The following is a 22,110-nucleotide window of genomic DNA, read 5'->3' on the forward strand; positions in this document are numbered from 1 at the left end:
CGGCCTCGCTTCGAGACCGCGGAGTGTCAGGAGGAGATTTCGATGGCTATCCAGACTCAGCAGTCGTTCTCGGGATTCGTGGCGTGTGACCCGCAGCTATCCCGCACCGAGAGCGGCGATGCCCGGCTGTACATGAAGGTCGGCAAGGAGCACTACCGACAAGAGGAAGACGGGTCGTTCACGCAGTTGGAGACCACCTTCCACAACCTGGTCGCGTTCAAGGCCGCCGCCGAGCAGGGCCACGAACGACTCGCGAAGGGTGACAAGTTCCTCGCCGAGGGGTACGTCCGCGAGTACACCTACCAGCGCGACGGTCAGGCCGTCGAGGGTGAGGAGTTCGTCGCCCGCCGGCTCGGGCACGACATGGCCCGCACCCGTTACGACGTCAACCGCGCACCCCGCCAGGCCGCGCCTGAGCGGGCCGCGCCCGCGTTCGCCGCTCCCCAGCCCCGCCCGGTCACGCAGTCACCTGCGGCCGTGAGCATGTGACTGAAAAGACGAGACTGACGATGGACGAGTACACCCCCAAGCAGGACGAGCCCGACTACCCGGACGACAGCCCCGACACCGACAACGCATCCGATGATGTGGCAGATGACGTGGCCCAGCCGCCGCAGCCGGTGAACTGGAATCTGCTGAGTGCCGACGACCTGGAAGCCGAGTGGCTCGCGCTCAACGACTGGGTGGCGTGGCTGCGCCGCACCTACGGACTCCCCGCCAGCGTGCTGCCGCCGTTCTGGCACCGTCACCCCGAGCTGATGTGGGAACTCTCCGCCCTGCACCTGCACTGGCTGTGCGCCTACGACCCCGAGCAGAACGGGTCCGCGCCGGCCGGGTGGCACCGCGACTTCGCCGAGGCGCGCAACAGGCTCCGAGAATGGGTCGCCGCGTCCGGCACCCGCCTGGACCGCGACCGGCACACCCGCCAGACCGTCTGGCCTGGCGAAGACCCCGCCCCGCCGGTGGAGGACGTCATCATCGCCGACCGTGGCGAGGACTTCGTGGAGTTCGTGTTCGAGCAGGTCGAATCCCGCCGCGAAGCCGAGGAGGCGTTCTTCCGCACCCTCGATGAACACACCGGAGAAGTGACATGACCACTCCGTACCCGTCCAGCCGGGACGAGGGGCTGCCCACCAGGATGCGGGACTACCGGATCGAGGCCGAGCCGCGTGAGAGCCCCGACCTGCGCAAGCTCGCGCAACTGTTCATCGGCATGGCCCGCAACCGCGCCGACCAAGCCCGCACCCACCCCACGACCGATATCGACGCTGTGTCGCCGGTTTCGGAGCACCGTCGGGGCGGCGAGGTAGAATCAGAGCAGCAAGAAGCCAACGGCTGAGCTTTCGGGCTTGGTCGTGGTGCGCAGTCCTGTTTGGCCTTCGTGGCTTACCCGGCGCGCTCCTTCGGAGCCTGCCGGGTCGTGTTTCCCCTTTACGAGTCGCACCGCACCAGCGGTAGCCGCCGCTTGTGCTGGCCCCGACCATCGGGGAAGGGAACACGACCCGTGACCATCACACAACCACCCGCCACGACCGCCCTGGACCGCATCGGAGAGACCACCACTCTGGCGGTCTCCTACCTGCGCGTGTCCACCAAGGAACAAGCCTCCAAAGGAGGCCGCGACGAAGGCTTCTCGATTCCCGCTCAGCGCGAAGCGAACCTGCGCAAGGCCCGCGACCTGAACGCGATCATCACCGAAGAGTTCGTCGATGCGGGCGAGTCAGCCCGCAAGGCCGACCGGCCCGAGCTGATACGGATGATTGAGTACGTCAAGACCCACCAGGTCGCCTACTGCATCGTCCACAAAGTCGACCGCCTCGCCCGCAACCGCGCCGACGACGTCACCATCCACCTGGCCCTCAAAGAGGCCGGGGTCATGCTCGTCTCGGCGACCGAGAACATCGATGAGACCCCGTCGGGGATGCTGCTGCACGGCATCATGTCCACCATCGCTGAGTTCTACTCCCGCAACCTCGCCGGTGAGGTTGCCAAAGGCATGAACCAGAAGGCGCTCGGCGGTGGCACGAACGGCAAAGCCCCGATGGGCTACCTCAACGTCACCACCCGCGACGAACTCGGCCGCGAGGTCCGCACCGTCGCCGTCGACCCCGACCGGGCACCCCTGATCAAATGGGCGTTCGAGGCATACGCCACCGGAAACCACTCCACCATCAGCCTGCGCGAAGAACTCATCGACCGGGGCCTGACCACCCCGCCGACGCCGAAGCGGCCCTCCAAGCCACCGGTGCTGTCCACTATCCACAAGATGCTCACCAACCCCTACTACAAGGGCAGCGTCCGCTTTCGGGGCGCCAGCTACGACGGACTCCACGAACCCCTCGTCGCCCCCGAGGTCTGGTACCGGGTCCAATCTGTGCTCACCGCGCACCAGACGTCCGGGGAGAAGACCCAATCCCACGTCCACTATCTCAAAGGCACCCTGTACTGCGGGCAGTGCGGGTCCCGGCTGACGCTGACCAACGCCAAGAGCCGCAGTGGGGTCGTCTACCCGTACTTCATGTGCTCCGGCCGGCACGCCAAGCGCACCACCTGCGAACGCAAGTCCATGTTCGTGCCCGACATCGAAGCCGCCGTCGAGGACTACTACCGACACGTCCAGATACCCGAACACATCGTGACCACGCTGCGTGAGCTGGTCACCAGCGAGTTCGACCGGCTCCATGCCGTCGCCAAACAGGAGAGCCAGTCGTACAAGATCGAACGCGACGTCCTCCGCGACGAACGTCAGAAGCTCATGCAGGCCCACTACGCCGGAGCCGTACCGCTCGACCTGCTCGGCACCGAGCAGGACCGCATCGCCCGCCGGCTCGCGTTCCTCGACGCACAGATCAACGCCGGAGACATCGAGTACGAACAAGCCAAAGCTCACCTCGACGACTGCCTGGCGCTGGCTGGCGACATGCACGCCATCTACATGAGCGTCGACGACTCACTACGACGGATCGCCAACCAAGCCTTCTTCGACAAGCTCATCGTCCAAGACGACGACACCATCCACGGCGAGCCCGGCATCCCGTTCAACGTGTTCCTGAACACCGAGGTCCAGACCCTCGCCGCCCGCCCACAAGGACGGACGGCGGAATCCGGAACTCAAACCGGCAATGTCGCTGGTTTGAACAACGACCTTCTGGTGGACCTAAGGGGATTCGAACCCCTGACCTCCTCGATGCGAACGAGGCGCGCTACCAACTGCGCCATAGGCCCAAGAACGTCTTCTACGTTATCACGACGCAGAAGCCGATCGCGTCCTCCCCGAGTCACCCCGCTGCACGACGCGACAGCATCTCTCGGACGTGCGCTTCGATCTCCGCATCGTCGACGAACCCCATCTGCGCATACGGCGATGCGGCAGCGGGAAGCTTCGCGGGAGCCGGCGGCGCCATCTCCTCGGCGCGTGCCCGGAGACCCTCGAGTCGAGCCGCCTTCCGGCGTTCCTCCTGCGCCTCGATCTCGGCGCGAGCCGATTGTGCGCGGGACCCGGCCACGGACACGAGCGGTTCCGGCAGCGGGCGAGGCGTCCACGTCGCCGGACCTTGGTCGTGCAGTTCGGGGGCGATGCGCTCCGGCGTGGTCTGCTCCGCCAGCCGCGGTCGACGGGCGGCGCGCTGCGCCACAGCAGCCATCCGCTGCAGCGTCAGGCCGGACACCATCACCACTACAGCTCCCAGCCACACCAATACCTGCGAACCGAAAGCGAGAAGCTGCCAGACGCCGAGTCCGGCAGCCGCGACTCCCAGCAGCAGAGCCACGGTGGATACCATTCGGATGCGGCGGCGTGCCCTCGCTCGACGGATCACCGGATCTGCTCGCGTCGCCGCGAGTTCTTCGCGGAGCTTCTCCAACTCCGCGGCCTCGCGTTCGGACTGCACGCGCTTCGCGAGCTTCTGCTGCGCCAGGGCCGTCCGCGCGTTCAATTCGACCCGCACTTCCCCGGGAGTCTCACTGGTCTCGGCGAGCACGCGAAGCGCCTGATTCAGCCGAACCGCGTTGCGTTCCGCGGCGTCGTACTGGTACCGCCCTCGCCACGACGGCAGCAGATAGAGCATCCAGAGGAGCACGGCGACGAGCACGATCACTCCCCCGCTCAGCACCGGCCCGTCCATATCGACAACGGTACGGCCACAGAGCCGACTCGACGCCGCAGTGCGGGCGCGTGTCGCGGCGAGTCGCTCAGATGAGTTCGGGAGCCCGACTCACGACGGGATGCGGTCCGACGGCGGGACGGTCGCCGCATCCGGCGGCACCTGTCCGCTGAGCCACCGCGACAGCACCCCCTGCGGGACATCCTCCCGCGTCAGCGCGAACGCGTAGTGATCCCGCCAATCCCCATCGATGTGGATGTAGCGACGGCGGAGCCCTTCATAGCGGAACCCCAGCTTCTGCACGATGCGAAGGCTGGCAGCATTCTCCGGGCGGATGCAGATCTCCATCCGGTGCAGTCCGTACTCGGTGAAGCAGGCGTCCGTCGCGAGAGCGACCGCCGTCGGCGTGATCCCTCGACCGGCGAACCGCTCACTGACCCAATAGCCGATGGTCGCCGAACACAGTGAGCCGCGCGAGACGCCCCACACGTTCAGCTGCCCGGCGACCTCACCGTCGTACTCCATGACGAACGGGTAGCCGCTGCCGTCGCGGTACTGCTGCAGGAGGCGACGGATGCTGAGACGCATGTCGAACGACACCGACCCGTACGGCACCGTTGCTTCCCATGGCTCGAGCCACGATCTGTTCGAGAGGAGCTCCTGCTGCAGAGCGCGGGCATCCTTGGACTTCACGAGGCGCAGCTCGATCGGTCCGTGTCTTAGTCCCGCCGTCAGATCCATATCGCGTCCCGACGCCGCAGAGTCGCCTAGAGGCGCTCCGCGAATTCCTTCAGCCAGGGACGCAGCTCCGGACCGAGGTCCTCGCGGTCAGACGCGAGCTGCACGATGGCCTTGATGTAGTCCACCCGGTCGCCGGTGTCGTAACGACGCCCGCGGAAGACGACTCCGACCACGCCGGGTCCGTCCGTGTCGGCCGCCATCTCCTGCAGAGCATCGGTGAGCTGGATCTCGCCACCCTTACCCGGCTCCGTGCGCTCGAGGATGTCGAACACGGAGGCCGGCAGCACGTAGCGCCCGATGATGGCCAGGTTGGACGGTGCGTCCTCCTGCGCGGGCTTCTCCACGAGGCCGGTCACGCGAACGTTGTCCGACCCGTCGATCGGGTCGACCGCAGCCGCACCGTACATGTGGATGCTGGCGGGATCGACCTCCATCAGCGCCACCACCGCGGCGCCGGAGCGCTGGTGCTCGGCGATCATCTCGGTCAGCAGCGGGTCGCGCTCATCGATGAGGTCGTCGCCGAGAAGCACCGCGAAAGAGCTGTCCCCCACATGAGTGCGAGCGCGCAGCACGGCGTGCCCGAGCCCCTTGGGCTCACCCTGGCGGACGAAGTGGATGTCGGCGAGATCGCTCGACTTCACGACACTGGCGAGGCGACCGTCGTCGCCCTTCTCCATCAGCTTCACCTCGAGCTCGGGGACCGAGTCGAAGTGGTTGGAGATCGCGTTCTTGTTCCGACCGATGATGACGAGGATGTCGTCGATACCGGCATCCGCCGCTTCTTCGACGACGTACTGGATCGCCGGCTTGTCGACGACCGGAAGCATCTCCTTCGGCATCGCCTTGGTCGCAGGAAGGAATCGTGTTCCCAGTCCTGCCGCGGGAATGACGGCCTTGATCTTGTGCTCACCCATCCTCACAGCCTAGCGGTGGCTGCCGCCGCCGTAGACTCGGACTCATGTCGAACGACGTCGAACACGCCAAGCGCGCACTCCGCGCAGAGCTCAGAGAACGTCGTCAACTGCTCTCGGAATCGCAACGGGACGCAGCAGCGAACGCGATCGCCGAACGACTGGACGCACTGATCGATTCCCTCGACGCGCGAGCAGTCTCGTGCTACCTCTCCACCACCACCGAGCCGGGCACGCGAGCGTTCGTCTCCAGGGCTGTGCGGCGCGGCATCCGAGTACTCCTCCCCATCACCCGCGCGGACGGACTGCTCGACTGGGCCGTCGCCTCGGATGACGACGACGAGGCGGAAGGGCTCTACGGCCTGCCGGAGCCGAGCGGCGAGGTTCTGGGGCCCATCGCGGTCAACGACGTCGATCTCATGATCGTTCCGGCGGCGGCGGTCGACCGAACGGGCATGCGGATGGGTTGGGGACGCGGCTACTTCGACAAGACCATCGGCTCGATGGAGAAGTGCCCGCCCGTCTTCGCCGTCATCTATGATTCCGAGATACTCGACTCTCTGCCGCGCGAGGTGCACGACCAGCCGGTGAACGGCATCGTGACTCCGTCGCAGACCCTGACCCTGTCGCCCTCGCGGCGCTGACCTGCAAGGACTCCATGCCCACCTACGCTTATGCCTGCACTTCGTGCGGACACTCCTTCGACGCCGTGCAGAGTTTTGCCGACAACGCCCTCACCGAGTGCCCCGAGTGCGGCGGCGCGCTGCGGAAGCAGTACGGCTCGATCGGAGTGACCTTCAACGGATCCGGCTTCTATCGCACGGACTCGCGCGCCAAATCCGGTGGCTCGTCGGATGCTTCGACATCATCGAAGTCGGAGTCGACGACAAGCGCCAAACCGGCCGCTGCGTCGACCGCGACCTCGTCCTGAGGTCCTGAACTGTAAAGGACTCTGATGCTCAAGGGTTTCCGAGAATTCATCCTGCGCGGCAACGTCATCGACCTTGCCGTTGCCGTCGTCATCGGCGCCGCTTTCACCTCGATCGTCAACGCGGTCGTCGCCAGCATCATCACGCCGCTGATCTCCTTGTTCTTCAAGGCCGACGCCATGGGTGAGTTCGGCCCGCAGATCCGCAACATCTACGGCGACATGGTCACCTTTCCGCTCAGCGACCTGATCGCAGCGATCATCAGCTTCCTCGCCGTAGCGGTGGTCGTGTACTTCGTCTTCGTGCTGCCGATGAACACGTTCAAGGCGCACGTCGAAGCACGCAAGGGCACGCCGGCGGAATCGCCCGAGGAAGAACCGGCGGCCGCGACCGAGGCGGAGCTGCTCGTGGAGATCCGCGACCTGCTCAAGAACCAGAGCGCGGGAACGTCGCCCCGAATTCAGTAGTGCGGCGGCACGTCCTGGATCAGGCGGTCGTCATTGGGTCCTTTCGGACCTCGACGCCTGCCTGATTCCGGTTCGGCGCGGACATCGGGAGCGGAATCGGGTTCGGGATCCGTCCCCGGCACGGGCGTGAGACGCGCTCGGCGGGCGCCCGGAACGCGAACGACCCGCTGACCCTCCGCGTCGGGGCCGGGCCGGTCGGTCATCTGTCCCTGTCGATGATGTCGATCGGCTGCGTGTCGTTATCGGCACGAGGCGCCGACTCCGAGATCCCGAGCACGCCGGCGATGCGCGCGGCAGCGGTGACCGGATCGCTGTACAGGTCGAACGCGTGCACACGCACGTAGTGCCAGCCGAGCCGGCGGAGGACATGCGGCCGCAGACGCAAGGTCTCGCGCAGGGACTCTCCCCGAGACTCGGGGTCGGATTCGATCACGACGGCCTTGCCGTCATGCTGCGCGACCAGGGGCAGCAGGCCACGGTAGTCGACGTCGACCGATGCGCCGAGTCGGCGCAGCTCCCGTGCCAAGGCCAAGGTCAGCGGGTCGGCGAGATCCTCCAGACGCCCGTCTCTGCTGCGCGCCGCCAGACCGCCCAGGATCGACATCAGCGTCGCCGCGCCGTGCTCCAGACGTCCGTCATCGAACGAGGACGGACGGATGGACGAGACGAGGACCATCGAACGACGTGCCCGCGTCATGCCGACTGTGAGCAACCGCTCGCCGTCAGGAGTGGACAGATCACCGAAATCGCTGAGCACGCGGCCGTGCTTGGTGAGGCCGAATCCCAGGGAGAAGATCACACGATCGCGACTCTCCGCGACGGATTCCTCGAGGGTCAGCACCGCGAACGGCTCGACCGTATCGCGCCCGACGAAGTCGGCGACATCCGATCGTCCCGCGAACGCCGAGGTCACGGCCGCGCGGACGCGCTCCGCGTGGCGCGCGCTCGCGGTGACGACCATGAGCGTCTCGGACGGCCGATGGATGGCGTGCTCCACGACCAGGGTGACCACTCGCGCCACTTCGGCGTCGGGGCTCTCCACGGCACCGGAGATCGGATCCGGCGTACCGGTACCACCCTCGACGTAGTCGACGGTCAGGCTGCCGCGCCCCAGATAAGAACCTGCCCACGGAAGCGAGACGATGTCGCCGCCGTAGAAGGCGTCGTTGATCAGTTCGGCGAGATCTTCTCCACCGGCCCGATAGCTCCGCGTGAGAGTCATGACCGGCAGGAGCTCGGAGAGGCGCTCGAACACCGAGACGTCGTCGAACGGTACTTCCGCCTCCCACGTCTGTTCCGGGTCGACGGCGATGTGGAAAGGCGAGGGGCGCTGGGTGACCGGGTCACCGAAGGCCACGACCTGACGCGCGCGACGGATGGCCGGGGCCGCCTCTGCGAGATTTATCGCCGCGGCATCGACGAGGAGCACGGCGTCGAACTCGACCGAGTCCGGGATCTCGGGGACGAGGTACGGCGAGGATATCCAGACCGGTGCGAGGACCTCGACGAGCCTCGGCGCAGCGCTCACGACTTCTGCCGTGGTCGTGGCCGGTTGGGTCAGGGCGCGACGTAGGTGCTGAGACTGCTGCGGTTCGTCGACGATCGCGATCCGCCACTGGTTCGCGAGCTGCCAGGCGAGCAGTGGTCCGGCCATGGCCGCATGGGCCTCGTCGACGAGTCGGAAGTCACGTTCGAGCCGATCGACGACCGCGGTGTTGGCGCCGAGGAGTGCACGATTCTCTTGGAGAGCACGCTCGAGCAGAGACTGCCACCAGGCGAACTCGAGCTCGTCACCCACTCGCGCTTCGGAGACGTGTCGCACGGACAACTCCGCGAGCAGCGGGCCCAGGCCGAGCAAGGCGAGCCGGTCGCGCAACTGCGCCCGCTCGACCAGGTTCTCGAAGACGTCCGATTTGGCAGCGAGACCGGCCAGAGTGCGAACCAGTCGGGCTACGGGCAGCGATGCCAGCGGCTCACGGCGGCCGAGAGCCGCGTCGAGCTCGGCGAGTTCCCCTTCCACGCGCTGCCATGCGACGGAGACGTCGGCGAGACCGAGGGGCACCTCCGGCGCCACCCCCGCCTCCACGCATCGCTGCCACTGGGTGCGCTGCGCCTGGATCCGGAGGAGCGACTCGTGCATCTCGTGGACGTGCACGCCGGGACGGACGTACTCCTTGGCCAGACGACGCAGCCGCCGACGGTTCGTGCCGGACAGGCCGGGCGCGTCGCGGCGCGAGCCGTGCGCCAGGATGAGGTCGCCGAGCGGGCGCTCGAACACCGTCGGGCTGAAGCGATCGAGAGTGTCGCGGATCCCCTGAAGGAGTTGCAGATACTCCCCCAGTTCGTCGATGGTCGCGAACGGGCGCATGTGCGTCTGCGCGATGAGTTCATAGCCCCGCTCGAGGAGGGCTGGCACGCTGTCCGCGTGCAGCCGGCCCGCCAGGTCGTGCGCCGCGCGCGCGGCTTCGGTGCTGGCGAAGGTGACGCCATACCAGGGCGAGTCGTTCGGCCCGAAGCGGAACTCGCCCAGGCGCGCGGCCTGACCCAGCGCCGCAGCAGCTTCGGTTCGATCGTTCGCCAGGCGCCGCAGTGCCTCTGGACCGAGGCGTGCCGTCGTCGACGGAGGTACGGGGAGAGAGGCGAGCCGCGTCAGCTGACGGGTGGCATCCAGGACCGATGCGTCCATGCCGGTGACGGGAGCGGTCAAAGCCTGGCGGTAGTCGCGGAGAACGGTGCGCAGGCGCACCAGAGCGTCGTCGACCTCGCTGACCTTGGGCGCCGTGGCCTTCTCATTGCGTCCGATCGCGCGCACCAGATCACGGCGCACGCTGGCCGGCGAGATGGCCAGGCTGTCCAGACCGATTCCGGCGAGTCGGTGCCGGACGCCGTCGAGAGTGGACCGTCGGGCGGAGACCACGAGAACACGCTTGCCGCTGCGCACGAGCTCGCCCAGGGCGTTGATGACGGTCTGGGTGCCTCCGGTTCCGGGAAGCGTCGAGACGGTGAGTGAGTGTCCCGCCGCGATGCGCGCGAGCACCGCCTCCTGCTCCGCATCGGCGTCCAGGAGCAGGTTGTCGGATGCCGGTGCCCGGTCGTCCGGAGAGGTGTGGTGCGGCACGGCGCGCGGAGCGGTGACCTGCTCGCGGTCTGCGACGTGACCTGCCAGAGCGTTGAGCATCTGGTTGTCGAGGCTGCGGCCATCGCGCGACATCGCGCCCGCGACATCGGCGAACGTGGAGACGACCAACCGTGGTTCCACCGAGAACGTGTCGATCGACCGCGTCATCGCGCGCAGGCTGTCGATCACCGGCTGCGGTTTGAAGACTCCGCCGTCGTAGGCGAGCGCGGCCAGAGCGGTCGGATCGATCGAGATGTCGAAGTGTTCCCGGGCGATGCGGACGAGCTCCGGATTCACCTCGAACACACCCTGCAGCTTGAGCTCGAAGTCCGAGTGGTGGCGCCTGATCGCCAGCGGGCGCAGCAGCACCGGTGCAGCGAAACCGGCGCCTCCGATCCGCCACCGCGCGACGCCGACGGCGAGATGCACGGCCTCGATCCCTCGGACGGTGCGGAGCTCGGTGTTCTTGGCGGTGATGCGTTCTGCAGCCAGTCGTGCCGTTCGCAGACCGACCTCGTCGCGGAAGAGATTGGACAGGAGCGTCGACTTGCCGGTGATGAACTGCGGCAGGCTGCCGGGGTGCGCCTTCGAGATATCGATGCCTGATTCGGGGCGATCGCGGAAGCTGACGAGCGGCGACGCGCCGCCGAGATCGGCGGCCTCCGCGCGGAGTCGGGCGCGCTCGGCGTCTGCCGCATGCGCGATGCCGACCCCGGTGGCGGACTCGCTCAGGTCGCCGAGGGTCACAGAGCCCTCCGTCGCTGCGTCATCCGCAGACCTGTCTTCACGTCGCCACACACTCTCACCCTAGGCGCGAGACGGGAGAAGCCGGGGTATCCCTGGCGGGTTTCACCGGATTTCTGGCTGCGACGAACGTCCTTCACTGCTCCTGCAAAGGGTAGGGGACGCCGCTGGTTCTCCACGAAGATCGGGTTCACCCCGGTCGATCGTCGTCGTGGCCGGTCAGGATGGAGGCATGACATTCCGCTATGACTTCGCACCCACCCCGTTCGGCGACGCACTCGCGGTGTTCTCCGACGATGGCATCGTGGGCTTCGATCTCGGCGAATCCGAGGACCCCACGGTGCCGTGGCTCCTCGAGGGCGTATCCCGACAGCTCCGAGCCGTGCCCGAACCCGACCCCGGCGCCGCCGATGAGCTCGCTCATCTGCTCGCCGAGTACTTCGACGGAGCCCCTATCGACTTCAACGAGCACCTCCGCCTGGACTGGCGCCTCGTCGACGGCTTCCATCGCACCGCACTGCAGGCGATCTGCGGCATCCCCTGGGGACAGACTCTGAGTTACGGAGAGGTCGCCGTGCTCGCCGGTCATCCGGGCGCAGCCCGCGCGGTCGGCACCGCCTGTCGCCTCACGCCGTTCTCCGTCATCGTTCCCGTGCACCGGGTCGTGCGCTCAGACGGTTCGGCCGGCCACTACGGAGCGCACCCGGAGCGAAAGCAGTTTCTCCTGGACCTCGAAGGTCGGTGAGCGATTGGTCCGGGAGAGCAGACGTGGACCCGGCGAGTAGGCCGCCGGGTCCACGCGTTCCTCCATGTCGTCAGTGATCGACCGCCTTCTCTGCCCCGAACCCGGTCAGCGAGCGCACCTCCATCTCGGCCGCGAGTTCTGGCGATTCCTTCACCTTGCTGGTGACGGTTCCCAGCCAGCCGAGCAGGAACCCGAGTGGGATCGACACGATGCCGGGGTTGTTCATCGGCCAGATGGCGATGTCGATACCGGGGATCATCGACGTCGGCGTGCCGGAGAACACGGGCGACAGCACAATGAGCAGGATCGCGGCGCCGAGACCTCCGTACATGCTCCACACCGCGCCTCGGGTGTTGAACCGTCGCCAGAAGAGCGAGTACAGGATCGTGGGGAGGTTGGCGGAGGCCGCGACAGCGAACGCCAGAGCGACGAGGAAGGCGATGTTCTGCCCCTGCGCACCGATGCCGCCGATGATCGCGAGGATGCCGATCACGATCACCGTGCGTCGGGCGACCCGCACCTCGGCGTCCGGGTCGGCCTCGACCTGCTTGCCGGCCGCGTCCTTCCGCCCCTTCTGGATGACGTTCGCATAGATGTCGTGCGCGAACGACGCGGCGGCGGTGATCGTCAATCCGGCGACGACCGCGAGGATCGTCGCGAACGCCACGGCCGAGATGAAGCCGAGGAGCAGAGGCCCGCCGAGCTCGAGCGCGAGCAATGGTGCCGCCGAGTTCACGCCTCCGGGAGCGGCGGCGATGACGTCGGCGCCCACCAGGGCACCTGCGCCGTAGCCGAGCACCAGAGTCAGCAGGTAGAACCCGCCGATCAGCCAGATCGCCCATACGACCGAACGCCGAGCCTCCTTGGCGGTGGGTACCGTGTAGAACCGCATGAGCACGTGCGGGAGACCCGCGGTGCCGAGCACGAGAGCCATCCCGAGTGACAGGAAGTCCCAAGGGTTCGCTCCGTACTGCAGTCCGGGCGCGAGGATCGCGTCACCCTTGTCGGAGTTGGCGACCGCAGCTTCCAGCAGCGTGTTCAAGCTGAACCCGTTGATCGCCAGCACCCAGATCGTCATTCCCAGCGCACCGCCGATAAGGAGGAACGCCTTGACGATCTGAACCCACGTCGTCCCCTTCATGCCGCCGATCAGGACGTAGACGATCATCAGGATGCCGACCACCGCGATCACGATCGATTGGCCGAGACGACCGTCGATGCCGAGCAGCAGTGAGACGAGTCCGCCGGCGCCGGCCATCTGCGCGAGCAGGTAGAAGAAGCACACGGCGAGAGTCGTGATCGCCGCTGCCATCCGCACCGGACGCTGCTTGAGACGGAACGAGAGCACATCGGCCATCGTGAACTTGCCGGTGTTGCGCATGAGCTCCGCGACCAGCAGCAACGCGACGAGCCAGGCGACCAGGAATCCGATCGAATACAGGAACCCGTCATAGCCGTTGATCGCGATGGCTCCGCAGATCCCGAGAAAGGACGCCGCCGACAGGTAGTCGCCGGCGATGGCGAAGCCGTTCTGCGGTCCCGTGAACGAGCGTCCGGCGGCGTAGTAGTCGGCCGCGGTCTTGTTGTTGCGGCTCGCACGGATGACGATGAAGAGCGTCACCGCGACGAATGCCAGGAAGATCGAGATGTTGAGGATCGGATTGCTCTGGCTGGCGACGGAGTCCGTTGCGGTGCGAATGATGTTCACGCGTGCCCCTGTGCTTTCTCGAGGTCTTCACGAATCTCCGTCGAGAGAGGATCGAGCTTCCTGTTGGCGAAAGACACGTAGGCCATGGTGATGGCGAAGGTCGTGACGAACTGCCCCAGGCCCAGGAGAAGGCCGATGGTGATATCGCCCCACACACGTTGCGCCATGAAATCCGTCGCGAATGCGGCGAGAAGGACATAGGCGAAATACCAGATGAGGAAGAACGCCGCGAGGGGGAAGATGAAAGATCGCTGCGTGCGTTTCAAAGTGAGGAATCGTGGAGATTCCTCGATCGCGATGTAGTCGATCGCGCCGTTCGAACCCGGAGGGGTCTCGCTGCTCATGGGGCCTCCTTGCCACACGTCCGTTTCCGCACGTCTCAGCCGCGCAGAATGATAGGGTCGACGCTACGAAACGGGGAACGGCGCCGTCACCCCCGAAAGTAGGTAGTCGTGAGCTCTCCGGTCGCGCTGGAATCCGAAGCCGAACTCGTCGCCAACGCGGTGCGCGAGCTCGCTCGACGCACGCGCTTTCCGGTCGCCTTCGGTGGCCTCATCGAGGAAGGTGTCGTCAGCGTCACCAGCATCGTCGGAAACCGCACCCGCGCCCTCAACGGGCTCCGCGTCCGGCCGGAACGCGGCCTCGGCGGTCGCGCGATGATGGAACTCCGTCCACGGATGACCAGCGACTACGGCTCCTCTCGTCAGATCACACACGACTACGACGTCTTCGTGCTCGGCGAGGGCATCCAGACCTTGCTGGCGCTGCCGATCGTGGTGCAGGGCCGTCCGCGTGGCGTGCTGTACGCGGGCGCCTGGGACGAAGAGCAGGTCGGCGGCGTGACCACCGCCCCGGCGATGCAGGTCGCCCAGTCGGTCGCCGACGAGCTGCGTATCCGCGACGAGGTGCAGCGGCGCCTGCTCACCGCCGCCGGACCCGATCCAGTGGCGCCCCCGCAGCGCGAGGAGCTCCGCGAAAGCTTCGCCGAGCTGCGCAGCATCGCCGCGTCGATCAACGATGCGGATCTCCGCGCGCGGATCGCGGAGGTCGAACGGCGACTGGTCACCCTCGCCGGTGACCATACGGCCGTCGCGACCGGCCCCGTGCCGACCGTGCATCTGTCTCGCCGCGAGACCGATGTCCTGGCATGCGCCGCGCTGGGTTCGACCAACGCGGAGATCGCGGCCCAGCTCGGCCTGCGTGAGGGCACGGTGAAGGCGTACCTCGGCACCGCGATGTCGAAGCTGGACGCGTCCACCCGCCATTCCGCCGTCACACGAGCGCGGCGAGCAGGACTCCTCCCCTGACGACACCGCTATCCGTGTGCAGCCCGTGCCCAGATATTGCCCGGTCGATGACCAGGCGGGTCGGATAGCATCGAGACCGGTCGGCGAACTCCGGCTCCGGACGAGGTAAACCAGTACCCGGCGAGCGAAAAGACTGGTTCGAAAGGACCGATCATGTCGTGGATCGTACTCATCGTCTCCGGAGTCCTCGAAGCTGTGTGGGCCACCGCCCTCGGGAAGTCGGAAGGCCTCACGAAACTCTGGCCGAGCGTGCTCTTCTTCGTCGCGCTGGCGATTTCGATGGTCGGACTCGCTTTCGCGATGCGGGACATTCCCACCGGAACCGCATACGCCGTCTGGGTGGGGATCGGCGCTTCTCTTACCGTCATCTGGGCGATGATCACCGGCGACACGGACGTGTCGTGGATACGCATTCTCCTTTTGATGGGCCTGGTCGGCTGCATCGTTGGTCTCAAGCTGATCGATCCCGGCCATGAATAGGTGCGACGTCCGCCATTCGTCTTGCCGGGGCACTCACCCGAGGGTATGGTCATCCGCATGGCTAGAAGAATTGTGCATCAACTGGTAGACGATATCGACGGCAGCGTTCTCGAGGTGGGCGAAGGCGAGACTGTGCATTTCTCGCTCAACGGGACTGCTTATGAGATCGACGTGAATTCCGCGCATGCCGAGGAATTGCGTCAGGCATTTGAGCCCTACATCGCCGCGGGTCGCCGGGCGGGGTCTTCGGGATCGAACCGCTCTTCTGCGTCTCGAAAGCGCCCGGCGCGCAATCCCGAGGTCGCTGCGATCCGCGCCTGGGCCAACGACAACGGCCACAAGCTCTCGGAGCGCGGGCGCATCCCGGCCTCCGTGGTCGAGGCGTACAACGCGGCCCACTGATTCCGGCACTCTTCGTGCGGGGCGAGTTCGATCGTGTGCTCAGTCAGCTGTCTGCTGGAGCCAGGGCTCGTCCCGCAGGGTGATCTCGTCCGTCATATCGGCGAGGAACCGGATCACCACATCCCGTTCCGCCGGCGTCAGGCGCGCGGCGGCGTAGAACCGCTTCGCCTGCTGTCGTCCCACCGTCTCCATCGCCGCGTGCCGCGTCGCGGGCGTGATGGTTATGGCCAGCGCTCGGCGATCCGTCGGGTGCGGCGCTCGGCGAGTATGCCCGCCGGTCTCGAGACGATCGAGCAGTTTCGTGATCGCAGCGGTGGAGATTCCGAGATGGTGAGCGATCCCGCTCGGCGTCGCCACAAGCCCCCGATTCGCACAGACGATCAGGTAATGGAGCGCACGCATGTCCGTCTCGTTGAGGCGCATGTAGCGCCGCGAGGCCTGCGACAGCCGCTGCTCCGCGTCACGGAGGCCGGCGAGCGCTTCCATGACTGCGGCGATCTGCTTGAGGTCCTCTGGCGGCACTCCACTGCGGTCGATCAGAGTGCTGCGCGGGTCACTCGCTTCGACGTCGTAGATCGCCGCATGGGTCAGACCGTCTGGCGAATCAGCGGATGCCTCCGACTGCCCTTGGCGTGTGCGCGAACCCCGCGCGCTCACCCCCGGGCTGGTGTCGGCATCCGTGTCCATGCGATCATGTTACACACGAAGAGTTTCATGCTAAGTTGATTACTCACTTGGTTAGCTAAATGAGAGTGCGAGATGCCATGGATGAGGTGACGCTCCTCGCCGACGACGGCAGCATCGTCGGAACCCTGCCCAAGAGCGAGGTCCACACCACTGACACTCCGCTGCACCTGGCGTTCTCGTGCTACCTGTTCGACGCTGACGGCCGCTTGCTGGTCACGCGACGAGCGCTGAGCAAGCGCACCTGGCCCGGAGTCTGGACCAACAGCTTCTGCGGTCATCCCCGTCCCGACGAGGAGATGACGGCCGCCGTCAGCCGGCGGGCCCTCGATGAACTCGGTGTGGCGGTGACCGGCATCCGTCTGGTCATTCCCGACTACCGGTACCGCGCGGTCGACGCGAGCGGCATCGTCGAGAACGAGATCTGTCCGGTGCACATCGCCGTCATCGACGGCGATATCGTCGCCGATCCGGACGAGGTGGCCGAATGGGCCTGGATCGACGGGGCGCAACTGGCAGAAGCGGTCGCGCGCGCGCCATTCGCCTTCAGCCCCTGGCTCATCGAGCAGCTTCCTCGCCTTCGCGAGCTCGGTGAGGTCTGAACAATGACCACGACGGCCACGGAAGAGGACCTCGCGATCCGGATCGAAGAGGCGCTACGGCGACGCTTCTCCGAGCGCAGCGCCGCGGCCGCCCAATACGGCCCCGAGTTCGTCGCACTCTGGCATGCGGCGGCAGAGCACGCCCTCGGCGGGAAGTTGATCCGGCCACGACTTGTCATCGATCTGCGGAGGTCGCTCGCTCCTGCCGGCCTCACCGCCGCGGAAGTGGAAGCCGCGGTCGACGTCGCGGCTCACGTCGAACTGCTGCACTTCGCATTCCTGCTGCATGACGACGTCATCGACGGCGACCTCATCCGGCGGCGCCGCCCCAACCTCATCGGCTCGCTCGTGGAGCGCCGCGCGACAGAACCGGCAGAACCGGCACTGCACTGGGCCCGTTCGAGTGCGATTCTCATGGGGGATCTGCTGCTGGCATCCGCCGTCCTCGGATTCGCACGGGCCGACGTCTCCCCCGATGCGCGCACGCGCCTTCTGGCGTTGCTCGAGGAGACGATCTTCGAGACCGTGGCGGGCGAACACACCGACATCGGCCTGAGCGACGGGATCATCCCGCCGGACCTCCGGACCATCCTCTCGACGAGTGCCTACAAGACGGCCACCTATTCATTCGTGCTCCCTCTCCGGGCCGCCGCGGTCCTCGCGGGGTCCATCTCTGCCGCCGAAGACCAACTCACCGCGATCGGACGTCACCTCGGTCTCGCCTATCAGCTTCAAGACGATCTCCTCTCCGTTTTCGGAGACCCCGATGCGCACGGCAAAGACGCCTTCTCCGACCTGCGCGAAGGCAAAGAGACGGCGATCATCGCCTATGCCCGCATGACCGGACACTGGCCGAGCATCGAGCTGCGCTTCGGCGCGATCGACCTCTCAGCAGCGGAGGCCTCGGATATTCGCGATCGACTTCGCGAATGCGGCGCGGAGCGCTTCGTGCGCAGCCTCGTGCAGGAGCAGATCGGTGCGGTCTCGGCCGTCCTGGCGGAAGCCGAGTCAGCGGGAAACCTCTCACCGCGCGCAGGCAGGACGATCCTGGAGCTCGCCTCCCGCATCGAAGGTCGCAGGTCATGAGCCGACGACCATCGCCGAACGCCGACGACGGGGCGCTTCACCGATTCAGTCGTACCGCGGAGATCGCCACGACCGACGTGATCCGCTCGTATTCGACGTCATTCGGACTCGCCACCCGCCTGCTCGGGCGGCGGCATCGGCAGCACGTGCGCAACATCTACGCGATGGTGCGCATCGCCGACGAGATCGTGGACGGCGTCGCGGCGCAAGCCGGACTCGATGCATCGGCGCAGTCGGCGGCCCTCGCCTCCTACATCGCGGAGACTCACCGCTCCATGCGCAGCGGCTACAGCAGCGATCTCATCCTCCACGCGTTCGCGCGCACGGCGCGCGAGTGCGGAATCGGCGAAGACCTGACTCAGCCCTTCTTCGACTCCATGACGGCGGACGTCGCCAGCGACACGGACTTCGCCTCCTACGACGCGGACGCGCACGCGACGTACGTGTACGGCTCTGCGGAGGTCGTCGGCCTGATGTGCCTGCAGGTGTTCCTGCGTGACGCGATTCTCACCGAGCAGGAGCGGACGATGCTGCGCCACGGGGCCCGCCAGCTCGGCGCGGCGTTCCAGAACGTGAACTTCCTTCGGGATCTGGCCGACGACACCGACAGGCTCCATCGCGGGTATCTGGGCGGTTCCTCGCGGCTGACCGACGCAGATCGGGACGCCTGGGTCGCGACGATCCGCCGGCAGCTCGACGATGCCCGCGCGACGATTCCGCTGCTGCCGAAGGATGCGCGGGCAGCCGTTCGGAGCGCCCTCGCCCTGTTCGCCGCTCTCACACGTCGGGTCGCGAAGACCCCCGTCGACGAGCTCTACCGGAAGCGTGTGCGAGTGCCCAACCCCGTCAAAGCCGTTCTCGCCGCGAAAGCGACGGCCATCACCGCACTGGAGCGGGACCGGTGAGCCGCGTCGTCGTCATCGGCGCCGGAATCGCCGGGCTCGCTGTTGCCGGTCTGCTCGCGCGCGACGGGCACGAGGTCGTCATCCTCGAGAAGAACGATCGGGTCGGCGGCCGCGCGGGAACCGTCGAGCGCGAGGGGTTCCGCTTCGACTCGGGGCCGTCCTGGTATCTCATGCCGGAGGTCTTCGACCACTTCTTCGCGATGATGGGCACCTCCACCGAGGCGCAACTCGAACTCCTGCGGCTCGACCCGGCTTATCGCGTCTTCCGGTCTCCGGAATCGCCCGACGACCACGTGACGGTCCCGGCGGGACGAGAAACCGTCACGTCCCTCTTCGAATCGCTGGAGCCGGGCTCCGCGGGGACGCTCGACGCCTACCTGGACTCGGCGCATCAGGCGAGCACCATGGCGGAGAAGTACTTCCTCTACAACCCGTTCACGCGGCTTCGGTCGCTGACGGCTCCCGAGGTGCTGCGCGCACTCCCGCGTCTGTTCTCGCTCCTCGGCACGCGCCTGCAGTCGTTCGCGGAACGGCGCTTCCGGCATCCCGTCATCCGCCAGATCCTGGGATATCCCGCGGTGTTCCTCGGCACGGATCCGCGGACTGCCCCGGCGATGTACCACCTGATGAGCGCACTCGACCTCGACCAGGGGGTCAGTTACCCACAGGGCGGCTTCTGGCGCGTCGTGCAGCGCATCGAGGGCCTCGCCCGCGATGCCGGCGTGCGCATCGTCACGGGCGCGGAGGCCCGCGGGATCCGCACGAGCGATGGCCCTGAGGGCGCGCACGTCGTCGGCGTGGAATGGATCGACGTCAGCGGAGTCGAACACCTCGAGCATGCCGACATCGTCGTCTCCGCGGCTGACCTGCACCACACCGAGACGGCCCTGCTTCCCGCGTCCTTGCGCACGTATCCGGAGTCGTGGTGGTCTCGCCGTACGAGCGGGCCCGGCGGCGTGCTGGTGATGCTCGGCATCCGCGGTGAGCTGCCGGAGCTTCCGCATCACTCCCTGTTCTTCACCGATGACTGGGACACGAACTTCGATGCGATCTTCGGGGCTTCCCCGGCCGTGCCGTCGCCCGCCTCGATCTACGTCTGCCGCCCCAGCGCGACGGATCCGGACGTCGCTCCTCCGGGGCACGAGAACCTGTTCGTCTTGATCCCGGTCCCCGCCGACGTCGACCTGGGTCATGGCGGTCCCGACGGCGGAGGGTCCGCGCACGTCGAACGTGCCGCCGACGCGGCCATCGACCAGATCTCGACGTGGGCGGGTATCCCTGACCTACGAGACCGCATCGTGGTCCGCGAGACCACCGGCCCCGCCGACTTCCGCGACGACTACCATTCCTGGCGGGGCGGGATGCTCGGACCGGCGCACATTCTTTCGCAAAGTGCCATGTTCCGGGCCCAGAATGCGTCGCAGCGCGTCCGCGGCCTGTTCTACGCCGGGGCGACCACCGCTCCCGGGGTCGGCGTCCCGATGTGCTTGATCAGCGCCGAGATCGTGCTGAAGCGCATCCGAGGCGATCACACCGCGGGCCCGCTGTCGGAGCCTCGCCCGGATGCCGCGTCGTCAGGGGCGCGCTGATGGGCGCCGTCTATCTCGCTGCTCTCCTGCTGTCGTTGGGCTGCATGCTGCTACTGGACTGGCGATTCCGTCTGTTCTTCTGGCGCGACACGGTGGCGGCCGCGATCGTGACCGCGGTCGGACTCGCGTTCTTCCTCGCCTGGGACATCGCGGGTATCGCCGGAGGGATCTTCTTCCGCGGCGACGGGGTCATCGCCACCGGCGTGCTGCTCGCTCCGGAGCTGCCGATCGAGGAGCCGATCTTCCTGCTGTTCCTGGTGGTGTGCACGATGGTGATCTACACCGGTGCGGTTCGGCTCCTTCGGAAGCGGCGTCGCCCGCGCGCCGCGGGGCAGAGGCTCCCATGACGTACCTCCAGCTCTCCCTCTGCTTCCTGCTCCTTGCTGTCGTGGCGGCCATCGGGCTGACGATCGCCTCCCGACGGCGCGGCGCCCGTCCCGCCGCTGTCGCGCTCACGATCGTGGTGCTCTTCACTCTGACGGCCGTGTTCGACACCGTGATGATCGCGACCGGCTTGTTCCACTACTCCCCCGATCACCTGCTCGGGTGGCACATCGGCCTCGCCCCCGTCGAGGACTTCGCCTATCCGCTCGCCGGTGCGCTGCTACTGCCTGCACTGTGGGCCGCGCTCAGAACTCGAAGGGCCGCACCGGACCGACGCGTCGAGGACAAGCGGGAGGAGCGCGCGTGAGCGCCCCCGCATCCGGCCCGCGCATCGGACGGGACATCGCGACGATCGTGCTCTCGTCGCGACCGATCAGCTGGATCAACACCGCGTTCCCTTTCGCCGCCGCCTACCTGCTCACCACGCGCGAGATCGACCTGACCCTCGTGATCGGCACGCTGTACTTCCTCGTCCCGTACAACCTCGCGATGTACGGGATCAACGACGTCTTCGACTATGCCTCCGACGTGGCCAACCCGCGGAAGGGCGGAATCGAAGGCGCGCTGCTGGTGCCGCGCATCCACCGTGCGACGCTGTGGGCCGCCGCCGCATCGAACGCACCGTTCCTCATCTATCTCGTCGTCGTCGGCGACCCGGTCACCTGGGCCTGGCTGGCCGTGAGCATCTTCGCGGTGATCGCGTACTCCGCACCGGTGCTGCGCTTCAAGGAGCGCCCCTTCCTCGACTCCGCGACGTCGAGCACGCACTTCGTCAGTCCCGCCATCGTCGGACTCGCCCTGGGCGATGCCTCGGTCACACCCGGCACTGTCACGACCCTGGCGGCTTTCTTCCTATGGGGCATGGCGGCGCACGCTTTCGGCGCCGTGCAGGACATCGGCCCCGACCGCGCCGCCGGAATCTCGTCGATCGCCACCGTGATCGGCGCCCGGGCGACCGTCCGGCTGTCGCTTGCGCTGTGGAGCATCGCCGGGGCTGCGATGCTCCTGACGCCCTGGCCGGGACCGCTCGCCGCCGTTCTCGCGCTCCCGTACATCGTCAACGCGGCGCCGTGGTGGAAGGTCACCGACGACACCGCCGCGTCGACCAACCGTGCCTGGCGTCGGTTCATCGCACTGAACTACTTCGCCGGTTTCCTCGCGACCATGATCCTCATCCTCGCCTGGGTCTCCTGACTTCTCGACCG

The 22,110-nt window shown here is 67.0% G+C and carries 25 protein-coding genes, 1 tRNA gene, 1 pseudogene and 1 riboswitch; of the genes and pseudogenes, 18 read left to right on the top strand and 9 right to left on the bottom strand.

All coding sequences use genetic code 11. The features are described 5' to 3' along the window. The first annotated feature begins 42 nt into the window (after window positions 1-42). The 4 genes and pseudogenes from D7252_RS00240 to D7252_RS20555 all read left to right on the top strand — a co-directional run. Window positions 43-489 carry a single-stranded DNA-binding protein gene (locus D7252_RS00240; RefSeq protein ID WP_120773570.1) on the top strand — a complete coding sequence of 149 codons (447 nt, stop codon included), beginning with the start codon at window positions 43-45 and terminating at the stop codon, window positions 487-489. 20 nt (window positions 490-509) lie between these two features. Beyond that, window positions 510-1,094: a hypothetical protein gene (locus D7252_RS00245; protein ID WP_120773571.1), complete on the top strand. Its 585-nt coding sequence runs from the start codon at window positions 510-512 to the stop codon at window positions 1,092-1,094. Continuing rightward, complete coding sequence (locus D7252_RS00250; protein ID WP_120773572.1) at window positions 1,091-1,339, top strand: hypothetical protein; 249 nt, start codon at window positions 1,091-1,093, stop codon at window positions 1,337-1,339. The genes D7252_RS00245 and D7252_RS00250 overlap by 4 nt, the downstream gene beginning before the upstream one ends. 246 nt (window positions 1,340-1,585) lie before the next feature. Continuing rightward, window positions 1,586-2,551, top strand: a pseudogene (locus D7252_RS20555) (recombinase family protein); the annotation flags it as partial. Between the two features lie 598 nt (window positions 2,552-3,149). On the opposite strand, the gene D7252_RS00260 reads toward D7252_RS20555, so the two are convergent. The 4 genes from D7252_RS00260 to galU form a co-directional block, all read right to left on the bottom strand. Continuing rightward, window positions 3,150-3,225, bottom strand: a tRNA-Ala gene (locus D7252_RS00260). A 53-nt stretch (window positions 3,226-3,278) separates the two neighbouring features. Next, window positions 3,279-4,124: a hypothetical protein gene (locus D7252_RS00265; protein ID WP_120773573.1), complete on the bottom strand. Its 846-nt coding sequence runs from the start codon at window positions 4,122-4,124 to the stop codon at window positions 3,279-3,281. 90 nt (window positions 4,125-4,214) lie between these two features. Then, window positions 4,215-4,844 carry a GNAT family N-acetyltransferase gene (locus tag D7252_RS00270; RefSeq protein ID WP_120773574.1) on the bottom strand — a complete coding sequence of 210 codons (630 nt, stop codon included), beginning with the start codon at window positions 4,842-4,844 and terminating at the stop codon, window positions 4,215-4,217. A gap of 26 nt (window positions 4,845-4,870) precedes the next feature. Beyond that, window positions 4,871-5,758 (bottom strand): UTP--glucose-1-phosphate uridylyltransferase GalU, encoded by an 888-nt coding sequence (gene galU / locus D7252_RS00275; RefSeq protein ID WP_120773575.1) that lies wholly within the window; start codon window positions 5,756-5,758, stop codon window positions 4,871-4,873. Window positions 5,759-5,802: 44 nt separating this feature from the next. Between galU and D7252_RS00280 the strand changes: the two genes are divergently transcribed. From D7252_RS00280 to mscL, 3 genes are read left to right on the top strand one after another with little or no spacing between them, the layout of a single operon-like run. After that, entirely contained in the window at window positions 5,803-6,399 is a 597-nt protein-coding gene (locus D7252_RS00280; RefSeq protein WP_120773576.1) for a 5-formyltetrahydrofolate cyclo-ligase, read from the top strand. Window positions 6,400-6,413: 14 nt separating this feature from the next. Continuing rightward, window positions 6,414-6,686: an FmdB family zinc ribbon protein gene (locus D7252_RS00285; RefSeq protein ID WP_120773577.1), complete on the top strand. Its 273-nt coding sequence runs from the start codon at window positions 6,414-6,416 to the stop codon at window positions 6,684-6,686. A gap of 24 nt (window positions 6,687-6,710) precedes the next feature. Continuing rightward, the gene (gene mscL / locus D7252_RS00290; protein WP_120773578.1) at window positions 6,711-7,151 is read left to right on the top strand and encodes a large conductance mechanosensitive channel protein MscL; all 441 of its coding nucleotides are present in this window, start codon (window positions 6,711-6,713) and stop codon (window positions 7,149-7,151) included. Here mscL and D7252_RS00295 read toward each other — a convergent pair. Together D7252_RS00295 and D7252_RS00300 are read right to left on the bottom strand one after the other, a co-directional pair. Continuing rightward, on the bottom strand, window positions 7,145-7,354 hold the full coding sequence (locus D7252_RS00295) for a hypothetical protein (protein WP_120773579.1): 210 nt from the start codon (window positions 7,352-7,354) through the stop codon (window positions 7,145-7,147). The two genes, mscL and D7252_RS00295, sit on opposite strands and share 7 nt — an antisense overlap. Next, a complete protein-coding gene (locus D7252_RS00300) occupies window positions 7,351-11,067 on the bottom strand; it encodes an ATP-binding protein (RefSeq protein ID WP_120773580.1) in 3,717 nt (1,238 codons plus the stop codon). Before D7252_RS00300 ends, D7252_RS00295 begins: the two co-directional genes overlap by 4 nt. Before the next feature lie 178 nt (window positions 11,068-11,245). On the opposite strand from D7252_RS00300, the gene D7252_RS00305 reads away from it, so the two are divergent. Further along, window positions 11,246-11,758, top strand: a complete 513-nt coding sequence (locus D7252_RS00305; protein WP_120773581.1) for a methylated-DNA--[protein]-cysteine S-methyltransferase — start codon at window positions 11,246-11,248, stop codon at window positions 11,756-11,758. 70 nt (window positions 11,759-11,828) lie between these two features. Here the strand turns inward: D7252_RS00305 and D7252_RS00310 are convergent, their stop codons facing one another. Beyond that, window positions 11,829-13,466 (bottom strand): cation acetate symporter, encoded by a 1,638-nt coding sequence (locus tag D7252_RS00310; RefSeq protein ID WP_120773582.1) that lies wholly within the window; start codon window positions 13,464-13,466, stop codon window positions 11,829-11,831. Continuing rightward, the gene (locus D7252_RS00315; RefSeq protein ID WP_120773583.1) at window positions 13,463-13,810 is read right to left on the bottom strand and encodes a DUF485 domain-containing protein; all 348 of its coding nucleotides are present in this window, start codon (window positions 13,808-13,810) and stop codon (window positions 13,463-13,465) included. The genes D7252_RS00310 and D7252_RS00315 overlap by 4 nt, the downstream gene beginning before the upstream one ends. A gap of 108 nt (window positions 13,811-13,918) precedes the next feature. Here D7252_RS00315 and D7252_RS00320 point away from each other — a divergent pair, with 108 nt between their 5' ends. The 3 genes from D7252_RS00320 to D7252_RS00330 all read left to right on the top strand — a co-directional run bounded on the left by D7252_RS00320 (window position 13,919) and on the right by D7252_RS00330 (window position 15,655). Further along, the gene (locus D7252_RS00320) at window positions 13,919-14,773 is read left to right on the top strand and encodes a LuxR C-terminal-related transcriptional regulator (protein ID WP_120773584.1); all 855 of its coding nucleotides are present in this window, start codon (window positions 13,919-13,921) and stop codon (window positions 14,771-14,773) included. Between the two features lie 71 nt (window positions 14,774-14,844). Next, window positions 14,845-14,915, top strand: a riboswitch (guanidine-III (ykkC-III) riboswitch). An 11-nt stretch (window positions 14,916-14,926) separates the two neighbouring features. After that, the gene (locus tag D7252_RS00325) at window positions 14,927-15,253 is read left to right on the top strand and encodes a multidrug efflux SMR transporter (RefSeq protein WP_120773585.1); all 327 of its coding nucleotides are present in this window, start codon (window positions 14,927-14,929) and stop codon (window positions 15,251-15,253) included. 45 nt (window positions 15,254-15,298) lie between these two features. Continuing rightward, window positions 15,299-15,655 (top strand): Lsr2 family protein, encoded by a 357-nt coding sequence (locus D7252_RS00330; RefSeq protein WP_251050541.1) that lies wholly within the window; start codon window positions 15,299-15,301, stop codon window positions 15,653-15,655. 39 nt (window positions 15,656-15,694) lie between these two features. Here D7252_RS00330 and D7252_RS00335 read toward each other — a convergent pair whose 3' ends face one another. Then, window positions 15,695-16,342: a MarR family winged helix-turn-helix transcriptional regulator gene (locus D7252_RS00335; RefSeq protein WP_120773586.1), complete on the bottom strand. Its 648-nt coding sequence runs from the start codon at window positions 16,340-16,342 to the stop codon at window positions 15,695-15,697. A 77-nt stretch (window positions 16,343-16,419) separates the two neighbouring features. Between D7252_RS00335 and idi the strand changes: the two genes are divergently transcribed. The 7 genes from idi to D7252_RS00370 are packed head-to-tail and all read left to right on the top strand — an operon-like array spanning window position 16,420 to window position 22,099. Beyond that, window positions 16,420-16,941 carry an isopentenyl-diphosphate Delta-isomerase gene (gene idi, locus D7252_RS00340; RefSeq protein ID WP_120773587.1) on the top strand — a complete coding sequence of 174 codons (522 nt, stop codon included), beginning with the start codon at window positions 16,420-16,422 and terminating at the stop codon, window positions 16,939-16,941. A gap of 3 nt (window positions 16,942-16,944) precedes the next feature. Further along, the gene (locus D7252_RS00345) at window positions 16,945-18,027 is read left to right on the top strand and encodes a polyprenyl synthetase family protein (RefSeq protein WP_120773588.1); all 1,083 of its coding nucleotides are present in this window, start codon (window positions 16,945-16,947) and stop codon (window positions 18,025-18,027) included. Next, complete coding sequence (locus tag D7252_RS00350; protein ID WP_120773589.1) at window positions 18,024-18,932, top strand: squalene/phytoene synthase family protein; 909 nt, start codon at window positions 18,024-18,026, stop codon at window positions 18,930-18,932. Before D7252_RS00345 ends, D7252_RS00350 begins: the two co-directional genes overlap by 4 nt. After that, a complete protein-coding gene (gene crtI, locus D7252_RS00355) occupies window positions 18,929-20,521 on the top strand; it encodes a phytoene desaturase family protein (RefSeq protein ID WP_120773590.1) in 1,593 nt (530 codons plus the stop codon). Before D7252_RS00350 ends, crtI begins: the two co-directional genes overlap by 4 nt. Continuing rightward, the gene (locus D7252_RS00360) at window positions 20,521-20,868 is read left to right on the top strand and encodes a lycopene cyclase domain-containing protein (RefSeq protein ID WP_120773591.1); all 348 of its coding nucleotides are present in this window, start codon (window positions 20,521-20,523) and stop codon (window positions 20,866-20,868) included. The genes crtI and D7252_RS00360 overlap by 1 nt, the downstream gene beginning before the upstream one ends. Further along, window positions 20,865-21,212, top strand: coding sequence for a lycopene cyclase domain-containing protein (locus D7252_RS00365; protein WP_120773592.1), 348 nt, complete (start codon window positions 20,865-20,867; stop codon window positions 21,210-21,212). Before D7252_RS00360 ends, D7252_RS00365 begins: the two co-directional genes overlap by 4 nt. Next, complete coding sequence (locus tag D7252_RS00370; protein ID WP_120773593.1) at window positions 21,209-22,099, top strand: prenyltransferase; 891 nt, start codon at window positions 21,209-21,211, stop codon at window positions 22,097-22,099. The genes D7252_RS00365 and D7252_RS00370 overlap by 4 nt, the downstream gene beginning before the upstream one ends. The last annotated feature ends 11 nt before the right edge of the window (window positions 22,100-22,110 follow it).

The sequence above is a fragment of the Microbacterium sp. CGR2 genome, assembly GCF_003626735.1.
In the GTDB taxonomy this organism is placed as follows: Bacteria; Actinomycetota; Actinomycetes; order Actinomycetales; family Microbacteriaceae; genus Microbacterium.

What these genes read in the sequence shown, in the direction of transcription:
- D7252_RS00325 (WP_120773585.1), top strand. Translation starts at nt 14,927, where the DNA reads ATGTCGTGGATCGTACTCATCGTCTCCGGAGTCCTCGAAGCTGTGTGG.
- D7252_RS00270 (WP_120773574.1), bottom strand. Translation starts at nt 4,844, where the DNA reads ATGGATCTGACGGCGGGACTAAGACACGGACCGATCGAGCTGCGCCTC.
- D7252_RS00240 (WP_120773570.1), top strand. Translation starts at nt 43, where the DNA reads ATGGCTATCCAGACTCAGCAGTCGTTCTCGGGATTCGTGGCGTGTGAC.
- D7252_RS00265 (WP_120773573.1), bottom strand. Translation starts at nt 4,124, where the DNA reads ATGGACGGGCCGGTGCTGAGCGGGGGAGTGATCGTGCTCGTCGCCGTG.
- D7252_RS00335 (WP_120773586.1), bottom strand. Translation starts at nt 16,342, where the DNA reads ATGGACACGGATGCCGACACCAGCCCGGGGGTGAGCGCGCGGGGTTCG.
- idi (WP_120773587.1), top strand. Translation starts at nt 16,420, where the DNA reads ATGGATGAGGTGACGCTCCTCGCCGACGACGGCAGCATCGTCGGAACC.
- galU (WP_120773575.1), bottom strand. Translation starts at nt 5,758, where the DNA reads ATGGGTGAGCACAAGATCAAGGCCGTCATTCCCGCGGCAGGACTGGGA.
- D7252_RS00285 (WP_120773577.1), top strand. Translation starts at nt 6,414, where the DNA reads ATGCCCACCTACGCTTATGCCTGCACTTCGTGCGGACACTCCTTCGAC.
- D7252_RS00345 (WP_120773588.1), top strand. Translation starts at nt 16,945, where the DNA reads ATGACCACGACGGCCACGGAAGAGGACCTCGCGATCCGGATCGAAGAG.
- D7252_RS00305 (WP_120773581.1), top strand. Translation starts at nt 11,246, where the DNA reads ATGACATTCCGCTATGACTTCGCACCCACCCCGTTCGGCGACGCACTC.
- D7252_RS00365 (WP_120773592.1), top strand. Translation starts at nt 20,865, where the DNA reads ATGACGTACCTCCAGCTCTCCCTCTGCTTCCTGCTCCTTGCTGTCGTG.
- D7252_RS00330 (WP_251050541.1), top strand. Translation starts at nt 15,299, where the DNA reads ATGGTCATCCGCATGGCTAGAAGAATTGTGCATCAACTGGTAGACGAT.
- D7252_RS00280 (WP_120773576.1), top strand. Translation starts at nt 5,803, where the DNA reads ATGTCGAACGACGTCGAACACGCCAAGCGCGCACTCCGCGCAGAGCTC.
- D7252_RS00315 (WP_120773583.1), bottom strand. Translation starts at nt 13,810, where the DNA reads ATGAGCAGCGAGACCCCTCCGGGTTCGAACGGCGCGATCGACTACATC.
- D7252_RS00350 (WP_120773589.1), top strand. Translation starts at nt 18,024, where the DNA reads ATGAGCCGACGACCATCGCCGAACGCCGACGACGGGGCGCTTCACCGA.
- D7252_RS00360 (WP_120773591.1), top strand. Translation starts at nt 20,521, where the DNA reads ATGGGCGCCGTCTATCTCGCTGCTCTCCTGCTGTCGTTGGGCTGCATG.
- D7252_RS00250 (WP_120773572.1), top strand. Translation starts at nt 1,091, where the DNA reads ATGACCACTCCGTACCCGTCCAGCCGGGACGAGGGGCTGCCCACCAGG.
- mscL (WP_120773578.1), top strand. Translation starts at nt 6,711, where the DNA reads ATGCTCAAGGGTTTCCGAGAATTCATCCTGCGCGGCAACGTCATCGAC.
- D7252_RS00245 (WP_120773571.1), top strand. Translation starts at nt 510, where the DNA reads ATGGACGAGTACACCCCCAAGCAGGACGAGCCCGACTACCCGGACGAC.
- D7252_RS00295 (WP_120773579.1), bottom strand. Translation starts at nt 7,354, where the DNA reads ATGACCGACCGGCCCGGCCCCGACGCGGAGGGTCAGCGGGTCGTTCGC.